Genomic DNA, 18291 nt, shown 5'->3' on the forward strand with positions numbered 1-18291 from the left:
CGGGATGCAGGGAACAAGCGAACAGCTGGCCGCCTGGGTGGCCCGCCTGCAGTGGGACGACATTCCGCAGCATGTGCGCAAGGCGGCACGGCTGCACATCCTGGACGTGGTCGGTGTCATGCTGGCCGCGAGGCCGTCAGAGGTTGTCAATGCGGCAGCCCGCGCCATGGCGCAGACCGACCCCGGCTCCCAGGCGAGGGCATTGGGCTTTGACAGTACCCTCTCGCTGGGTGGTGCGGCGTTTGTGAACGGCGTCATGGCTTCGGTGCTGGAGTTTGACGACACGCATATCGAGTCGTTTGTGCATTCAACCATTGCGCCCTTCTCGGCCGCTGCGGCCCTTTGCCAGGCATCGCACCTGGCGGGCCCGCTCCTCATGCAGGCTGTCATCGTGGGCAGCGAACTGGGTTGCCGCCTGGGCCTGGTGTCACCCTCGCGCCTGCACAGCGCAGGCATACACCCGTCGGCCATCATGGGCACGTTCGGTGCCGTCTATGCGCTGGCCACGCTTCGCGGCCTGCCCGCTGCGCAAATCGTCAGCGCCATCGGCCACAGCGCAAGCATGTGCGGCGGCCTGATGGCTTCATGGGAAGACGGCGCATCAACCAAAACCCTGCACGTCGGCATGGCTGCGGGCCAGGCGGTCCGCGCCGTGGCCCTGGCTGCGGAAGGCATCAGCGGACCGGTATCGGCCTTCGACGGCCGCTACGGCTGGTTCCGCACGCACCTGCAAAAAACACCACCTGAAGAGTTCCGTTTCTCCAAAGCCACTGCGGCGCTCGGGCAAGACTGGGAGATGCTCAATGTCGCCTCCAAGCCCTACCCCAGCGCCTTCACCATTCACCCTTATGTCGATGCGGTGCTGGCGCTGAAGGCAGCGCACGGGATGGATGCGTCGCACATCACGGAAATCCGCTGCGAAGTCGCGCAAAGCTCTATCGCCACGCTGTGCGAGCCGGTGGCCGAAAAGCTGCGGCCACGCACCACCTGGCACGGCCGCATCAGCCTGCAGCACTCGCTGGCTGAAGCCTTCATCATCGGCAAAATGGACAAGAACGCCTACAGTCCCGAGGCACTGCACGACCCGCACATCAATGCGCTGGCCGACAAGGTCAGCTACCGGGTGGCGCAAAAGCCGGTCGATGCGAAAAAATCGGGCGCGCATGTCACCATCTTCCTCGACGACGGCAACAGCATGCAGCATGTGATCGACAGCGTGCGCGGCACGCGTGACAATCCGATCTCTGAGGCAGACTATTTCGACAAATTCCGCTCCAATGCAGAGGGCGTCATCGCCCCGGCGCTGGTGGAACAGACCATAGACAGCCTGATGCGCCTGGACGAACTCCCGGATGTTGCCCCGGTGTTCGACAGGCTCGCAGGCTGACACAACTTTCGGGCCAAGTCATGCACATCGCCGCCATCGCTGTTTTACCCTGCCACCAGCGCATGCGCGATGCGGGCTGGAAATTCGCACGTGCCACCGTGTCGAAAATCGAGGGGTCGGTGTTGTCGCTGACTGACGATGCCGGCAACACCGGCCTCGGCTACGCGCATGCCATTCCGGCCATCACCACGCACGGTGAAGGCGCCCGCTCTGCACTCGAGCTGGTCAAGCCCCTGCTCGAGGGCCGCGCGCTGCAGGACATCGCCCTCATCATGGAAGAAGTGGAACGCAGCCTGGCCTTCAGCTACAGCGTCAAGGCCGCTGTCGACATGGCGCTGCACGATCTTCTGGCCAGGCGCGTGGGTGTGCCCATCCACGTGCTTCTGGGCGGCAGGATGCGCAGCGAAATACCCCTGGCGCGCATCCTCTCGATCAAGTCGCCTGCGGAGATGGCAGGCAAGGCGGCGGCACTGACCGAAAGCGGTTTCAAACAGCTCAAGCTGAAACTGTCAGGCGACACGGCTCTCGATGTCAGCCGCGTCGCGGCGGTGCGGGATGCGGCCGGCCCGGATGTGGTGCTGACGCTGGACCCCAACCAGTCCTACAGCGCCAAACAGATGATGACGGCCTTCGCGCGCATGGAGCGTTACGACATCGCCCTGATCGAGCAGCCCGTACCCGCACACGACTGGGCCGGTCTCGAACTGCTCACGCGCAGCCTGCCAGCGGCCGTCGAGGCCGATGAAAGCGCAGTCACCGTGCATGACGTCTACAGGCTGGTGTCAGGCCGCGTCGTGGATGTGATCAACCTCAAGGTGACCAAGCTCGGCGGCTTCAGGCATTTCATGGAGGCCGTGCGCATCTGCGAAGCAGGCGGCGTGGTGTGCCGTGTCGGCGCCGCCTTCGGCCCCTCGCTCATGCAGGCCATGAACGCGCAGGCGGCAAGCACCATCAAGACCCTGCCCTATGCCTGCGAACTGTCGGAGCATGAAAACCTGCTGGATGACCCGTTCACCGGATTGACGATCAACAGGGGGGTGCTGACCTTGCCGGATTCACCGGGCTGCGGCATTGTGCTCGCCTGAAGCCCACCTGCTTTCCTGATCTATAGACCGGCAAATAAAAAATCCCGCCAGCGCATATGCAGTGGCGGGATTCTTGTTTGCAGAAGACGCTTAAGACGCAGCGCCGAAGCTGAACACCCCAGGGTCGCGCACCGGGTCAACGCTGACCGGGATCACGCTCTTGGGCGGGAAGCGCCCTTCAAGCAGCAGCTTGCTCAGCGGGTTCTCGATGCGCTGCTGTATCGCACGCTTCAGGGGCCGTGCGCCGAACACGGGGTCGAAGCCGACCTTGGCGAGTTCTGCAATCGCAGCTTCCGAAACTTCCATCGTCAGGTCCATCTTCTGCAGGCGGCCGATGAGGGTCTGCAACTGGATGCGGGCGATGGACTCGATGTTCTTCGCGTCCAGCGAATGGAAGACCACCGTCTCGTCGATGCGGTTCAGGAACTCGGGGCGGAAGTAGTTCTTCAGCTCGTCCGTCACGGCCTCTTTCACCTCTTCATACGGCCTGCCCACCATGGTCTGGATGATGGGTGAGCCGATGTTGCTGGTCATGACGATGACGGTGTTCTTGAAGTCCACTGTGCGGCCCTGGCCGTCAGTCAGGCGGCCATCGTCGAGCACCTGCAGCAGCACGTTGAAGACGTCGGGGTGGGCTTTTTCCACCTCATCGAGCAGCAGGACGCTGTAAGGCTTGCGCCGCACGGCCTCGGTCAGCGTGCCGCCTTCTTCGTAGCCGACATAACCCGGGGGCGCGCCGATCAGGCGGGCGACCGAGTGTTTCTCCATGAACTCGCTCATGTCGACGCGAATCAGGTGGTCTTCGCTGTCGAACAAAAAGCCCGCCAGCGCCTTGCACAGCTCGGTCTTGCCGACGCCGGTGGGGCCGAGGAACAGGAACGAACCTGTTGGGCGGTTGGGATCAGACAGGCCTGACCGTGAGCGGCGAATGGCATTGGCCACCGCGCCGATCGCTTCGTCCTGGCCGACTACACGCTCGTGCAGCTTGCCTTCCATCAGCAGCAGCTTGTCGCGCTCGCCCTGCATGAGTTTGCTGACCGGGATGCCGGTGGCGCGCGCCACGACTTCGGCGATCTCTTCGGCGCCGACCTGGGTGCGCAGCAGCGTGGGCGCGCTGGTGGCGCCCTTTTCGGATTCGCTGTCCTGCGCGGCCTTCAGGCGCTTTTCAAGGTCTGGCAGCTTGCCGTACTGCAGCTCGGCGACCTTGTTGAAGTCGCCCTTGCGGGTGGACTCCTCGATCTGGAAGCGGATGCGGTCAATCTCTTCCATCACGTCTTTCGAGCCGAGGGCCTGGGCCTTCTCGGCCTGCCAGATCTCGTCGAGGTCGGAAATTTCCTTTTGCAGCTTGGTGATTTCTTCCTCGATCAGGCCGAAGCGCTTTTGTGAGGATTCGTCTTTTTCACGGCGCACGGCTTCGCGCTCGATCTGCAACTGGATGAGCCGGCGGTCGAGCTTGTCCATCACCTCGGGCTTGGAGTCCATCTCGATCTTGATCTTGGCCGCAGCCTCGTCGATCAGGTCTATGGCCTTGTCGGGCAGGAAGCGGTCAGTGATGTAGCGGTGCGAGAGTTCAGCCGCCGCGACGATGGCCGGGTCGGTGATCTGCACGCCGTGGTGCACTTCGTACTTCTCCTGCAAGCCGCGCAGGATGGCGATGGTCGCTTCCACGGTCGGCTCGCCCACCAGGATTTTCTGGAAACGGCGCTCGAGTGCGGCGTCTTTCTCGATGTACTTGCGGTATTCGTCCAGCGTTGTCGCGCCCACGCAGTGCAGCTCGCCCCTGGCAAGCGCAGGCTTGAGCATGTTGCCGGCGTCCATTGCGCCTTCGGCCTTGCCGGCGCCCACCATGGTGTGCAGCTCGTCGATGAAGACGATGGTCTGGCCTTCGTCCTTGGCGAGTTCATTGAGCACGGTCTTCAGGCGCTCTTCGAACTCCCCGCGGAACTTGGCGCCCGCCAGCAGCGCGGCCATGTCGAGCGACAGCACACGTTTGCCTTTGAGCGAATCGGGCACCTCGCCCGCGACGATACGCTGGGCCAGGCCTTCGACAATGGCGGTCTTGCCGACACCGGGTTCGCCGATCAGCACCGGGTTGTTCTTGGTGCGGCGCTGCAGCACCTGGATGGCGCGGCGGATTTCATCGTCGCGGCCGATGACCGGGTCGAGCTTGCCCAGACGGGCGCGCTCGGTCAGGTCAAGGCAGTATTTTTTCAATGCTTCGCGCTGGCCTTCGGCATCGGCGCTGTTGACGCCCTGCCCGCCGCGCACGGCGTCAATCGCGGCTTCCAGCGACTTGCGGTTCAGGCCGTTCTCCTTGGCCAGCTTGCCCACATCACTTTTGCTGTCGGCCACAGCCAGCAGGAAGAGTTCGCCAGCAATGAACTGATCGTTGCGCTTGATGGCTTCCTTCTCGGTCGCCTGCAGCAGCTTGGCCAGTTCGGGGCTGACCTGGATCTGGTCCTGACCCTGCACCTGGGCAAGTTTTTTGACCGCCGCCTCCGTCGCCTTCGTCAGCCCGGGGACGTTGACGCCAGCTTTTTCAAGCAGCGCGCGCGGCCCGTCGTCCTGGCGCAGCATGGCCAGCAGCAGGTGCGCCGGCTCGATGTAGCCGTTGTCATTGCCCAGCGCGAGCGACTGTGCGTCGCTGAGGGCTTCCTGGAACTTGGTGGTGAGTTTGTCTTGTCGCATGGGATGCTTTCTCCGAACTTTGGTTGCCGAACAGTTCAGGCCACCCGGCGCATTTTCAAGCGCTATATCAGTTGGTGGCTTGCGCCATGTCAAAGTCAGCGGTGTGTCGCGCACGAGAAGCGACTGAAGACCTGCAGCCCGCCAGCGAGGCCAGAGTGTGCGCACGGCAGCACTCGGCGAAATTTATTTGCTATTTATTCAATAGCTGCTCACGCATGTATTTAAAGGGCTGCAGCCTGTTTTAGGCTAAAAAATGGCCTGTTTTAGGCTATTTTTAGTCCAGAAATCGGTCCCTCTTGTGCTGTGGCCGCCAAATGTTAATACCCATATTAACTTTTTGCTATTTTTTAACGTGTACGTTAAATTTTTGCCGTAGGTGTTAAAAATTGAGGTGCTGGACCGCTCCAGCCTGTCATTGCGGGCTTGACCCGCAATCCATGGCGCACAAAGCGGGGGATGGATCCCGGATCGCGCCCGGGACGACGTTAGTGAGTTGCCGTTGTGCCCTTCATGACCAGGCCGGGTCTCGCCCCGGCGGGCGAGTTACCTTTCTTTGGGCGAAGCAAAAGAAAAGTGACTAGCCGCCGGGCTACCCCCGGCTTCTACGAGAAGGGCACGACCCCCCACAAAACGCACAGATGGATCCCGGAGCAAGTCCGAGATGACGGCTTGCAACCCTGCGTCAAGTGGACGTCTCCATCAACGCCTCACGCGAGGAGTCTGGAATGTACGCAAATTTCTATGAAATGCGTCTGAGCTTCTGTTGAGCGACGACATTCGCGCAGAATTAATCGGCGCTCAAGCTGATCAGGTTTTCATTAAAGTATTGAGCCATCACAGCGAAGGCGCCCGTAGACCAGCTTCGAGTCGCGGGGCTGACATAGGTTTGGCTGCTATCACACCTTCTGTAAATTATCATTTCCTTACCCGCGACCTCCGACATCGCGTATCGCTCAATCACCGCCCATCTTTGCGGGTCAATGCCCAATCGGCTTGCTATCGCAGGGAAGTTTCGAGTTTTGATTAGCAATTCATTTTTTACTTGACCGATCTGACCAAGATTGACGAACTGCGCCAGGTAAATGTCATTGACGGGATTTGCAACAGCGGTATAAATTTTCCCCCTAATCTCCTCATCCAGATCATTTGACTCAGCTGAATTCGTCGAGGCTATGGATTTACCATCCGCATTAAAAGTTCGCTGGAAGGCCTCAAAACTCCAGGCTTCGACTTCCCCACCAAGGCGAGGAAAAAAATGAACAACACCGAAAATGCTCCGCAAACTTTGCAATTGATCTGAGGACAAATCAGATTGATAAGCTTTGACGAGGCAATCACCCCATAGCTCAAACTGTTGTTGTGCCTGAGTTGGCGTGATTGGTACCGCGCCATGTCTTGCCCCGTAAGCCTTAAGGTCCTCCACTACTTTTGCGTTTCTGGCAGGTGTGAAGGTTCGTTTCACGCTTAGTTGTATGCCGCTAACAGGTATTTGGTAATTTCGGTAGTGGAGCGCTTTGAGCATTTCACTCGAATTACCATACAGCCACCGCTGGTTGACATAGGTCCTAAGCTCGGACTCACTTGGCATCTGACTTTCTATATTCTGTGCAGATGAGCCACAAGCACACAAGATCAAAACAAGCGCAAAAAATACACCGTTGAGATGACGAGTCATCGGGGAAGCATTTAGTGGGTGCAGACAGGCAGGAAGTTGACTAATAAGAAGCGTTGGGGTCATACGGACCCATCCTGACAGCGAAACAAAACCGCGTCAAATGCAATCGCCTCAACTCACTCAATGGTCCGCAAAAATTTATCAGCCTGGTGCAGTAGCCTTGAGCGCAGCTTGCGAGAAGCCAGCGATATTGGCGTAGTTCTCGGCGATCTTGCGCAACTCGTCCTGGCTGATCAGGTCGTCAATCTTGCCAAACGGCTTGCCGCCACTGAGCTCATCAGCCTTCATGATGATGAAATCAGGCGGCGTCGAGCGGTTGGTCTCGACAATCCTGCCGGTGGTCTTCAGGCGCAGGTCTTCGTAGCTTTTCAGCGCCGCCAGCGGGTCGGCGTGCTGCTGCAACTGGTCGGCGAGTGTGCGGCCGTCGATGAGGGCCTGCGCCGAGCCGTTGGAGCCGCGCGGGTACATGGGGTGGGCCGCATCGCCCAGCAGCGTGATGCGTCCAAAGGTCCACTGCGCCACCGGGTCCTTGTCGACCATGGGGTATTCGAGGATTTCTTCAGAATTGGCGATCAGCGCCGGCACATCCAGCCAGGGAAAGGTCCAGTCCTTGAAGATGCCGGCGAAGTCTGCCGCCTTGCCCTTCTGGTTCCAGTCGTTCATGTCGGTGGCGTCGCCCTGGATTTCTGTGGTCCAGTTGATGAGCTGCATGCCGTCGTCATCAAGCTTGTCGATGATGGGGTAAATCACCATCTTGCCGGTTTCTATGGTGCCAACGCGGATGTAGCTTTTGCCGGTCAGTATGGGTTTGTGCCTTGTCACGCCGCGCCAGGTGTTGATGCCGGCAAAGGCGACTTTCTCGTCGGGGTAGAACTGCTTGCGCACCGCCGAGCGCACGCCGTCGCAGGCGATCACCACATCGGCACGTACCGGCTCGCGTGCGGCACCCGTAGCCGGGTCGATAAAGCGGAGGGTGGCGCCGCTGTCGTCCTGCTCTACGCCCACACAGCGGTAGCCGGTGTGGATGCGGTCAGCGCCGAGACGGACCAGCGCTTCGTCATACAAAATGCGGTGCAGCTTGCCGCGGTGAATGCCGAGCTCGGGCAAGGCATAACCGGCATGGCGGCCGCGCGGCTCCTTGTAGATGAACTGGCCGTAGCGGTTGAAAAACACGCTTTCGAGGTTTTCAATCGCGACGGCTTCGAGCTTCGCCTGCACGCCCAGCGCCGCCAGCTCGCGCATGGCATGCGGCAGCAGCGTGATGCCGACGCCCAGCTCTTTCACCTCGGGCACCGCCTCATACACATCGCAGTCCAGGCCGAGCTGCTTGAGCGCCAGCGCGAAACCGAGACCCCCAATACCGCCGCCGACGACGGCGATTTTCATGTTCTTGTTCATCACTTCACAACTCCTTGAATAATTCGCAGCACTTGCCTTATTTCGGCGTCACCGGGCTCAGGCGTGTTTGCTGTCCACGCGACGAACTCATCGGGGCGCACCAGTACCAGTGCGGCGGCATAGCGCAGGACTTCGCCTTCAGGCGCGGCCACACAAACAGTCAGGGGCAAATCCAGTTCAGCCGCTGCATGCCGGAAGCGGTCGACAGTGGTTTGCGGCACGCCAATCGCCAGCAGGGTAACGCCGGCCCCAAGGGCCTCGAAGACGTTGCCACCCGAAGAAAGAAGGGCAGGCGCGAGGTGATGCCCTGCACGCGCCTCGAACCGGTGCGCCCCCCTGGCGCTGCACACAGCATCGGCAGAGTGAGGCCACACCACCGGCGAGCCTTCGTAGTTCGGTTCATATGAATGGATTTCGCCAACCACGCCGGCGGCCCGCTCCTGCCACGCCGCCTCGAACGCAGGCCGGTCACGTTCAGGGTCATGGGCGGCCAGAAAGCTGCCATCGTTCTCTATGGATTTCGCGATGAAGTCGTCTATGGTTGACCTGAACACCGGACGGCGTTCAGCGTCATAGGAATCGAGCAGGCCTTCACTGCCCCACCCTTGCAAAGTGGCGGCGAGCTTCCATCCGATGTTTCTGGCATCTTCGAAGCCAGAGTTGACGCCATAGCCACCATAGGGCGGATGGCTGTGGGCGGCATCGCCCGCGATGAATACACGGCCTTTGCGGTAGGAGTCCGCGAGCATGAAGCGCAGGTCCCAGAAACCGATGTGTTCAAACTCAACGTCAATCGTTGCACCTATCGACTCGTACAGATAGGCCTTGAAGTCGAAGTTGTCGGCAGTCGTGCCAGGCGGCACCGGTGCGTGAAAGAACCATGTGCTGCCCAGGTCCACACGCCCGAAGAACTTCCAGTAGCCCTTCAGGTCCGGGTGCAGGACGTTGTAAAAGGCCTTGTCCGGGTAGCGCTCCAGCAGCTTGTGAAGTTCCACCGACCTGAAAACCAGCAGCACCATCAGCCTGTCATGGTCGGTGCGGGTGTGCGTGATGCCTGCCTGCTCGCGAATGCCGGACCTCGCACCGTCACAACCCACGACATAGGCCACGCGCAAGACACGCTCACTCTTGTCAGCACGATTTGTGATGACGACAGAAACGCCGGTCTCGTCCTGAAGCACATCACCGGCGTCATGGCCGTACATGGTCTCTACATGCGAAAGCTCAGATACGCGTTGGCGCAGCACCGCCTCGGTGGCGTATTGGGGCAGTCGTTCATTCGCCTGAAAGTAGTAGGGCTTGACCAGGTCGCGCGGGAACCAGTCGTAGGCATATCGGCCAAGCAGGGTGCCGTATGCGGTCAGGCCGCCAATGCCATAGTCCGGTGGAATGGTGCGGGCCGCACGCAACTGCTTTTCTGCACCCCAGGCATGGAAATGCTCCATGGTGCGCGTGGTCAGGTTCTGGCCCTTGGGAATGGGCTGGGGTTGCTCGTAGCGCTCGACCACAATGCAGCGAACGCCGCGCTGCCCCAGCTCGATCGCCAGGCCCATGCCCACAGGGCCGCCGCCAACGATGATTACATCCGCGTCACGCGAAGTTTCGCTCCCGCCCGGGAGCATGCTGCTGGTTTCCACCGTCTGTCCTCAATTCAAATGTTTCATGGCGGTGGACCCGGGGTCCCCGTTCGGACCGCTGCCAGCCGCTTATTCGGCGGCGATGCCGTTGGTTTTGATCACCTTGCCCCAGCGCGTGTAGTCCTGGCCCACGATGGTGGTCAGTTCAGCAGGCGTGGAAGACGAAGCATCCAGCCCGCCCTTGGTCAGCACCGACTGCACGTCCGGCAACTTCATGATGGCTGCGATCTCGGTATTCAGGCGGCTGACCACATTGGCCGGCGTGCGGTTGGGCACAAAAAAGCCATACCACATGTCGACATTCAGGCCCTTCATGCCCAGTTCCTGCAGGGTGGCCACATTCGGTGCTGCCGGGTTGCGCTTTGCGCTGCCGACGGCCAGCGCATTGAGCTTGCCTGCCGTCACAAAACCCTGGGCCACGTGCACCGGCAGAAAGCCGACCATCAGCTCGCCGCCCAGCAAGTCCTGCACGTAGCCGGCCGTGCCCTTGTAGGGAATGTGCAGCATGGACACCTTGCCTTCAGACTTGAGCAGCTCCATCGCCATGTGGTGCGGCGTGCCGACGCCGGGCGAGCCGTAGCTGATGAAGCCGGGTTTCGATTTGGCCAGCGCCATCAGGTCTTTCAGCGACTTGATGTTGGTCTTGGGGTTGGACACCAGCATCAGCGTGCCATAGGCTGCCATGGACACCGATGAAAAATCCTTCACCGGGTTGAAGGGCACGTTCTGGTAGAGCTGCGAGGCGATCAGCATGGTGTTGGCGCCCATCAGCACGGTGTAGCCGTCAGGCGTGGCCTTGGCAACGGCGTCAGCACCGATGTTGCCGCTGGCACCCGGTGTGTTCTGCACGATCACGGGCTGGCCGAGACGTTCGCTCAGCTTGGGCGAGACGGCGCGGGCAATGGTGTCCATGCCGGTGCCGGGTGTGAATGGCACAACTATCCTGATGGTCTGGCCTGGCCAGGTCTGCGCCTGGGCAGCAACGACAAAGGCCATCAGCAGGCCAGTCGAAAGTGCACGTTTGATGAGGTTCATGATGTCTCCTGATGGATTCGGGTAAGTAAAAATGGGCGGCGCGGCTTCAACGAATCTTGAACACCGTCTCGGCATTGGTCTGGAAGAACTTCTTCTTGTCTTCCATGCTCATGTCCATGTTATCGAGCGCGATGACCTCGTCAAGCTGGTGCTGGTAGGGGTAATCCATCGCATACAGCACGCGGTCAACACCCAGCACCTGCTGAGAGAACTTGATGGCCGGCTCCCATGCCACACCGCTGTTGGTGATGTAGAAATTTTCCTTCAGGTAGTCGCCAGGCGTCTTCTTGATGGGCTTCATGCTTTCGTAACGTTTGGATGCAACTGTGGCGCGGTGCATGTAATTCAGGCGGTACATCCAGAACGGCAATGCTTCGCCCATGTGGCCGATGATCATGCGCAGCTTGGGGAAGCGGTCAAACGCACCCGAGGTGATGATGCGCATGGCGTGCAGGCCGGTCTCTACACCAAAGCCGTAAATCGCACCGTCAAGACCGGCTTCCTGGAAGGGCTCGATCATGTTCTTGGGCAACGAGTTGGGGTGCAGGTAGATGGGCGCGTCATGCGCTTCAGCGGCTGCAAGGATGTCCCAGAATTTCTGGTCAGACAGGTATTCGCCCTTGGTGTGCGAGTTGATGACGATGGCATTCATGCCCAGCTGTGTCACCCCGCGCTCGATCTCTTTTGCCGCGGCCGCAGGGTCTTGCGGCGCGACCGAGATCATGCCGGTGAAACGGGTGGGGTGGCGCTTGACCGCATCGGCCAGGAAGTCGTTGCCGACTTTCGCAAATGCCACCGCATCGTCCTTGTCCATCACCTGCACACCGGGTGAGGTCATGGCCAGCACCTGGCGGTCAATCCCGCATTCGTCCATGTGCTGGATGCGCAGCTCGTCCATGTCGGTCAGGCAGCGCATGATGTGTTTGGCACGGTCGCTCGGGCTGGTCATGTAAAAACCCATCAGGCCATTGAAGCCGGGGTCTACATTTCCCCTGGCGATGATTTTGCGATAGGCCTCCAGCAGTTCGGGCGGCGCGAAAGCCTCTTCAGTGGCGATGCGCTGGTAGTTGGGGGATTTTGGATGCATGGGGTCTCTCCGTTGGGTTCAAAAAAAGAATGAGCAGGCCTAGTTAGCCTTGATGTTGTTATCCAGAGCCAGCTGCTTCCAGAGCGGGATTTCGGTAGCGATGACTTTTGAAAATTCTTCAGGCGTGCTGCTTGCGGGCACCACAGACATCGCGGTGAAGCGGCTTTTGACGTCAGGCATGTTCATCACCTTCGTGATCTCTTCCTGCAGGCGCTTGATGACAGGTGCCGGTGTGCCAGCCGGTGCGAGCAAGCCGCTCCAGAACGACACCTTGAGGTCAACGCCCAGTTCGCTCAGCGTAGGCACACCGGGCATGTCTTTCAGGCGCTCGGAAGATGTCACGGCCAGGGCCTTCACTCGCCCGCCCTGCAACACGGCGGAAGCAGCGCCTGCGTCAACCAGCGTCATCGTCACGTCGCCGGAAATCAGCGCAGTGATGGCGTCGTTGCTGCCCTTGTAGGGGATGTGCGCAAACCTTGCCCCGGTTTTGGTATTGAACAGTTCAGTGACCAGCTGGAATGAGGCAGAGCTGGCGCCATAGTTGGATTTGTCAGGGTTTTGCTTTGACTGCGCGATCAGCTCCTGCACGTTTTTTGCAGGGTTGTTCGCGTTCGCCAGCAACAGCAGCGGAAAGGTGCCGAGAAGGGACACCGGCGCGAATTCCTGCGGCGCATACGGCAGCCTGGCGTACAGCGCGTAATTGAAAACATTGGGGCCGCTGGCCCCCATCAGCAGCGTGTAACCATCAGGTTTGGCCTTGGCTACAAAGGCTGCGCCCACAATCGAAGCAACACCAGGCCGGTTTTCAACCAGCACCGGCTGGCCCAGGCCAATCGCCAGCTTTTCAGCGACGATACGGGCCAAAGCGTCACTGCTACCGCCCGCAGAAAAACCCACCACAATGGTGACGGGCTTGTTCGGGTAGCTGCCGACCTGCGCAGCTGCAGGCACAACAACGGCTGCCGCCATCGCAAATGCCAGGACCAACTTCAGGGCCACGCGCTCGGTCTGCATTTAGTTCGCCTTGATGTTGTTGTCAATCGCGAGCTGCTTCCACACCGGGATTTCAGAGGCAATCACTTTGGCGAACTCTTCAGACGTGTTGCTCATGGGGATGACCGACATGGTGGTCATGCGTTTCTGCACGTCGGGCATGGCCACCGCCTTGGCAACGGCATCCTGCAGGGTTTTCATGACGTCGGCCGGCACGCCTGCAGGGGCCAGCAGGCCAATCCACAGCGAGACTTTCAGGTCAATGCCCAGTTCGCTCAGCGTCGGCACATTGGGGTAGTCCTTCATGCGCTGCGCCGAGGTCACAGCCAGCGCCTTGACGCGGCCGCTCTGCAGGCCGACAGAGGCCGGGCCCGCATCGGCCAGGGCCATGGTGATATCGCCGGCCATCACTGCAGTGACGGCATCATTGGCGCCCTTGTACGGAATGTGCGTGAACTGGCCGCCGGTCTTTTTCTTGAAGAGTTCGGTGATGAGCTGGAAGGATGCCGAGCTCGCGCCGTAGTTGGACTTGTCGGGGTTCTGTTTTGACTGGGCCACGAGCTCCTGCACAGTTTTGGCCGGGTTGCTTGCATTGACGATCAGCATGAGCGGCGAGTCGCTGACAAAGGAAATCGGCGTCAGTTCCTGCGGTGTGTAGGGCAGCTTGGCATAGACAGCGTGATTGAAGATGATGGGGCCGGGGGCACCCATCAACAGTGTGTAGCCGTCAGGTTTGGCCTTGGCGACATAGCTGGTGCCGACAATCGCGCCCACGCTGGGGCGGTTTTCAACAATCACCGGCTGGCCAATGATGGAAGGCAGTTTCTCGGCCATGATGCGCGCCATGGCATCGACACCGCCGCCGGCGGAATAACCGACGACGATGGTGACGGGCTTGTTCGGGTAGGCGCCCTGTGCGGCAGCCATCATGGGCATCATGGGCAGCAAAGCCATCGCGACGAAGGCCCGGCGGGCGAAATTCAATTTGTGTGTATTCAGCATTTTTGTCTCCTGTTTAAACAGTTATTTACGGTTGATGGGGCGCTCTTGCGGCGCCTCGTCGATCTCAAACTCTCCACAAATCTTTTTATTGAAGGCCTATCTGTACATTCAGCACGGCGGCCTGCCCTGCATCCACGGCCTTGAGGCAACGCGCAATGGCGGCCTCAACCTCAGCCGGGTCACTCACACATTCGCCATGGGCGCCAAAGGCTTGGGCAACTTTTTCAAACTGCCTGTCCTGCCCCTGCAGGCGCGCCTGGAATTCATTGGTTTTTGCAGCCACGCCATCGGGATAGACACGCAGCACGGCTTCTTTGACAGCCTGCCAGCCGCCGTTGTCGAGCACCACAGTGAAGATGGGCAAGTTGTAGCGCTGCGCCGTTGCATAGACCGACGTGGGCGTCGAAAAATGAAAACCGCCATCACCCACCACCTGCACCACGCGCACTTTGGGGTTGGCCAGTTTCGCGCCCAGCGCCATGCCGCCGCTGTAACCCAGGCCGCCGCCTGCACCGCAGAACAGGGTCAGTGGTTTGCAGCGTGGTATCTGGTTGAGCACGGCAAAGGTATTGCGTATGGCTTCGTTAATGACGAGGTCATCCGGCGAAATGGCTGCGCCCAGCGCCGCACACAACCAGGCCGCAGTGATGGCGCCCGGCTTGCCGTGGTCTTCTGCCGCATGGGCGACCACCGCCTTGCGTTCGACTGATGCCGCAAACCAGCCGTCGATGCGCGCCGAGACCTTTTTGTGAAAGGCGTCACTCGCTTTGGCACGGACAATTTTTGCGACCTGCCTAAGCACCGTAGCGCAGTCGGCCTGCACCCGCATGTCGGTGGCAAAGCCCCACATCGGGAAGTCCTTCTTGATCGGGTCCACATCGATGTGTGTCCAGCGCGTCTCGCTGCTGACCTGCACAAACTTGGGCAGCCAGGGCACATCGACATCCAGCAGCAGGCCGACGTCTGCATTGCCCACACCCTTGCCCGGCTCGAAGCCGGAAAAACACGGTGAGGTGCGCGAGATGTTCATGTGGCTGGGGCTGAACTCGAACACCTTGATACCGCAGAGCAGCGCGAGGTCTTCAAGGGCTGCCACCGCCTCTGCCTTGCGGCCGAGATATGACGTGACGGCAATGGGGTTGCTGGCCGACATGAGTTGCGCAGCAATCGCCTGGGCGCGCTCATCATCAATACCGCCGGACATCACCGGGCCGTAACGCTCGCCGCTGTAGGCCTTGACCTTGTCACCGTCAATCGTTTCGGCCAGCACTTCACGCGGCAGGGTCAGGTAGACCGGACCCTGCGGGTCGCTCTGCATGACGGAGTGGCCGCGCCGCAGCACCTCTTTTGCAATCACGCCTGTGGGCAGTGAGTAGTCCCACTTCACATAGGGCCTGACCACGCTGGCCATGTCGAACGGGTCCTGCACAAAATGCACATAGTTGTCGCGCGAGCCGGGCAGCTCGTTGCGCAATGTGTAGGGTGCCTTGCCTGCCATCAGCAGCACCGGCAGGCGGCCGCGGAACATGTTGTGCATGCCCATCGCAGCATTGGCGGTGCCCGCATCAACGTGCACCATGACGGCCTGGCCACGGCCCGTGACAGCAGCAAAACCTGCAGCCATGTGAATGGCCACGTTTTCATGCGGCACCAGCAGCATGTTGGGGTGCGGCCTGCCCTCTTGGTCCCAGCGCGCCAGCTCTTCAATGATGGAGACGTGGTCGGTGCCGAGGTTGCTGAAGACGTGCTCTATGCCGAGCTCGGTCAGCCCTTCGAGGAAATAATGCGCCCCGCTGCGTTGTTCGGCCTGGCTCATGTGTTGGTCTCGAAGTAGAAGTGTTTGGTCTGCAGGAAGTCGTTAAGCCCCTCTGCGCCGTGCAGGCGGCCATAACCGCTGTCGCGGAAACCACCGGTCTCTGCTTCGGCAAACAGTCGGTTGTGGCTGTTGGACCAGACCGTGCCTGAGCGCAGCGCTGCGGCAATGCGGCGCGACTTTTTCATGTCGCTGCTCCAGACGCTTGCGGCCAGGCCAAAGCGCGTGGCGTTGGCGCGCATCACGGCTTCGTCTTCAGTCGTGAAGCGTTCCATCACCAGCAGCGGGCCGAACAGTTCTTTCTGGATAAAGTCGGATTGCAGGTCATCGACCTCAATCAGGCTGGGCTCAATGAATGCGCCTTTGGCCAGAGCGCCGCCAGGCACATTGCCGCGCAGGAGGACGCGCTGGGTGGCAGCAGCGGTATCCATCAGGCCATTGATGCGATCGCGGTTGCGCACATCAATCAGGCAGCCCATCTGCGAGGCCGGGTCGTTGCCGGGCCCAACCTTGACGGCCTTGAGCGCGGCGGTGAGCTTGAGGGCAAACTTGTCGTAGGCTGCGTCTTCGACCAGCACGCGGGTGATAGCCGTGCATTGCTGGCCAGCCATGACCATGCCACCGGCGACCATGCCGGCCACCGTCTTGTCCATGTCGGCGTCTGCAAATACGACAGCAGGCGCCTTGCCGCCCAGTTCAAGCGACAGGCGCTTGAGTGTGGTGGCGGTGGTTTCGGCAATCAGCTTGCCCACTGCAGATGAGCCGGTAAAACTGATAACGTCGATATCGGGTGAGTCGCAGAGGAAGCGTGACACCTCGGCGCCGGATTCGGTCACGGAGTTGATGACGCCTGCCGGCACGCGCGCATCGCTGCTCATGCATTCGAGCACCATGTTGTTGACCACAGCCGTCTGGCAGGCGGGCTTGATGACCACGGTGCAACCTGCAGCCAGCGCCGGCGCCAGGGAGCGGACCAGCAGGGTCACGGGCGCGTTCCATGGCAGGATGATGGCGCAGACGCCTGCGGCTTCGCGGTCAAGCGATGAATAGCAGCCCGGCTCGACTTCGAGCACACGGCCGAACAGGTTGCGCGCCAGCCCGGCGTAATAACGCAGCTCTGAAATGCCCGCGCCTATTTCACCCAGGGCTTCGCGCCTGAGCTTGCCATTGAGGGTCACCAGCCAGTCGGCGATTTCTTCCTTGCGGGCATCGAGCTTGTCGGCAAAATCGAGCAGCACCTGGGCACGCAGGCGCGGGCTGCGCTTCCAGTCCGTGTTTTCAAAGGCGCGCAAAGCCGATGCGACTGCGGCTTCTGCCTCAGCTGCGGTACCTTCACAGAACTGGGCGGCGACTTCGCCGGTGGCGGGGTTGATGGCATTACCGAGGCGCTCTGCGCCGGCCACGTGGCTGACCCACTGACCATCTATCAGTTGTTTTGCTGTTTGCACTTTGTCTCCTGGAAATCTCTATGAGCATGGCAAGGCTATGGCTGCCTTGCGTTGGGTCAATGCTAATTAACTTTGATTTGGGTGACAATCACCTATTTTTAAGCCAGACCTTTTCCAGATCGCAATAAATCATGGACACACTTGCCAACCTCAAGGCCTTTGTTGCGGCGGCTGACGCGGGGAGTTTTTCGGCTGCGGCGCGCAAGCTGGACCTGGTGCCATCGGTCATTTCCAAGCGCATAGACCAGCTGGAGTGGCGCATACGCGCGCCGCTGTTTGCCCGTTCAACACGCAAGCTGACCCTTACCGACGTTGGCGACCGCTACCTGCCGACGGTGCGCGAGCTGGTGCGGCAGATGGACGATGCGCTGGATGGCATGGCCAGGTCCAGCGGCGACCTGGAAGGACACATCCGCGTGAAGGTACCGACCACCATGGCCATCCTTTACCTGAGTGACATTCTTTACAGTTTTCTGCGCAGCCAGCCCAAGATCAGTATGGACATCGTGCTGGCCGACCGCTCCGTCAACCCGCTGGAAGAAGGTTTTGATCTGGCGCTGGGCGCGAGACCCGAGTTGTATGGCGGCGTGCAGGACATTGCACTCTGCCGCCTCAAACGCTATCTGTGCGCCTCGCCCGCCTATCTGGCCAGGCGCGGCACGCCGCAGCATGTGAGCGAACTGCCCGACCACGACTGCGTGGTGTTTGCCACCACCGGGCCGCGCTGGGAGTTCATGAGCCAGCAGGGGCTGATTGGCATTGATGTGCGCCCCAAACTGCGCAGCAACGACGGCGCGGCCATCTGCAATGCAGCCATTGCCGGCAGCGGCATCGCTGTGCTGACCGACTACATGGCCGGACCGGCGATTCGTTCAGGACAACTGGTGGAGATACTTCCGGAGTTCGAGGTGCCAGATATCTGGCTCAAGGCGCTGGTGCCCGGCACACGCATTGCGCTGCCGCGTGTGCGCATGCTGCTGGACTGGCTGAAGCAGCACCTGGAGCAGTTGCCGCCGCTGGACAAGGCCACCGTCCAGACCTGA

At 60.5% G+C, this 18291-nt stretch carries 13 protein-coding genes; 3 read left to right on the forward strand and 10 right to left on the reverse strand.

Annotation, left to right across the window (positions count from 1 at the left end):
- Nucleotides 1–4: 4 nt before the first annotated feature.
- Both HYX42_RS19520 and HYX42_RS19525 read left to right on the forward strand, forming a co-directional pair.
- The gene (locus tag HYX42_RS19520; protein ID WP_293406268.1) at nucleotides 5–1387 is read left to right on the forward strand and encodes an MmgE/PrpD family protein; all 1383 of its coding nucleotides are present in this window, start codon (nucleotides 5–7) and stop codon (nucleotides 1385–1387) included.
- Between the two features lie 20 nt (nucleotides 1388–1407).
- The gene (locus HYX42_RS19525; protein ID WP_293406270.1) at nucleotides 1408–2472 is read left to right on the forward strand and encodes an enolase C-terminal domain-like protein; all 1065 of its coding nucleotides are present in this window, start codon (nucleotides 1408–1410) and stop codon (nucleotides 2470–2472) included.
- A gap of 90 nt (nucleotides 2473–2562) precedes the next feature.
- On the opposite strand, the gene clpB is transcribed toward HYX42_RS19525, so the two are convergent.
- The 10 genes from clpB to HYX42_RS19575 all read right to left on the reverse strand — a co-directional run bounded on the left by clpB (nucleotide 2563) and on the right by HYX42_RS19575 (nucleotide 17248).
- A complete protein-coding gene (clpB, locus tag HYX42_RS19530; protein WP_293406271.1) occupies nucleotides 2563–5160 on the reverse strand; it encodes an ATP-dependent chaperone ClpB in 2598 nt (865 codons plus the stop codon).
- Nucleotides 5161–5947: 787 nt separating this feature from the next.
- Nucleotides 5948–6898, reverse strand: coding sequence for a hypothetical protein (locus HYX42_RS19535; RefSeq protein ID WP_293406272.1), 951 nt, complete (start codon nucleotides 6896–6898; stop codon nucleotides 5948–5950).
- A gap of 78 nt (nucleotides 6899–6976) precedes the next feature.
- Entirely contained in the window at nucleotides 6977–8221 is a 1245-nt protein-coding gene (locus tag HYX42_RS19540; protein ID WP_293406806.1) for a flavin-dependent oxidoreductase, read from the reverse strand.
- Nucleotides 8222–8232: 11 nt separating this feature from the next.
- Nucleotides 8233–9855 (reverse strand): FAD-dependent monooxygenase, encoded by a 1623-nt coding sequence (locus HYX42_RS19545; RefSeq protein WP_293406808.1) that lies wholly within the window; start codon nucleotides 9853–9855, stop codon nucleotides 8233–8235.
- 84 nt (nucleotides 9856–9939) lie between these two features.
- Nucleotides 9940–10905: a tripartite tricarboxylate transporter substrate binding protein gene (locus HYX42_RS19550; RefSeq protein WP_293406273.1), complete on the reverse strand. Its 966-nt coding sequence runs from the start codon at nucleotides 10903–10905 to the stop codon at nucleotides 9940–9942.
- A gap of 46 nt (nucleotides 10906–10951) precedes the next feature.
- The gene (locus tag HYX42_RS19555) at nucleotides 10952–11992 is read right to left on the reverse strand and encodes an amidohydrolase family protein (protein ID WP_293406275.1); all 1041 of its coding nucleotides are present in this window, start codon (nucleotides 11990–11992) and stop codon (nucleotides 10952–10954) included.
- A gap of 39 nt (nucleotides 11993–12031) precedes the next feature.
- Complete coding sequence (locus tag HYX42_RS19560) at nucleotides 12032–13006, reverse strand: tripartite tricarboxylate transporter substrate binding protein (protein ID WP_293406277.1); 975 nt, start codon at nucleotides 13004–13006, stop codon at nucleotides 12032–12034.
- A complete protein-coding gene (locus tag HYX42_RS19565) occupies nucleotides 13007–13987 on the reverse strand; it encodes a tripartite tricarboxylate transporter substrate binding protein (RefSeq protein WP_293406279.1) in 981 nt (326 codons plus the stop codon). It abuts the gene before it with no gap.
- 85 nt (nucleotides 13988–14072) lie between these two features.
- Nucleotides 14073–15803, reverse strand: coding sequence for a thiamine pyrophosphate-requiring protein (locus HYX42_RS19570; RefSeq protein ID WP_293406281.1), 1731 nt, complete (start codon nucleotides 15801–15803; stop codon nucleotides 14073–14075).
- Nucleotides 15800–17248 carry an aldehyde dehydrogenase family protein gene (locus tag HYX42_RS19575; protein WP_293406283.1) on the reverse strand — a complete coding sequence of 483 codons (1449 nt, stop codon included), beginning with the start codon at nucleotides 17246–17248 and terminating at the stop codon, nucleotides 15800–15802. The genes HYX42_RS19570 and HYX42_RS19575 overlap by 4 nt, the downstream gene beginning before the upstream one ends.
- A 131-nt stretch (nucleotides 17249–17379) precedes the next feature.
- Here HYX42_RS19575 and HYX42_RS19580 point away from each other — a divergent pair, with 131 nt between their 5' ends.
- A complete protein-coding gene (locus HYX42_RS19580; protein WP_293406285.1) occupies nucleotides 17380–18291 on the forward strand; it encodes a LysR family transcriptional regulator in 912 nt (303 codons plus the stop codon).

The sequence above is a fragment of the Polaromonas sp. genome (assembly GCF_016185115.1).
GTDB lineage: Bacteria > Pseudomonadota > Gammaproteobacteria > Burkholderiales > Burkholderiaceae_C > Polaromonas.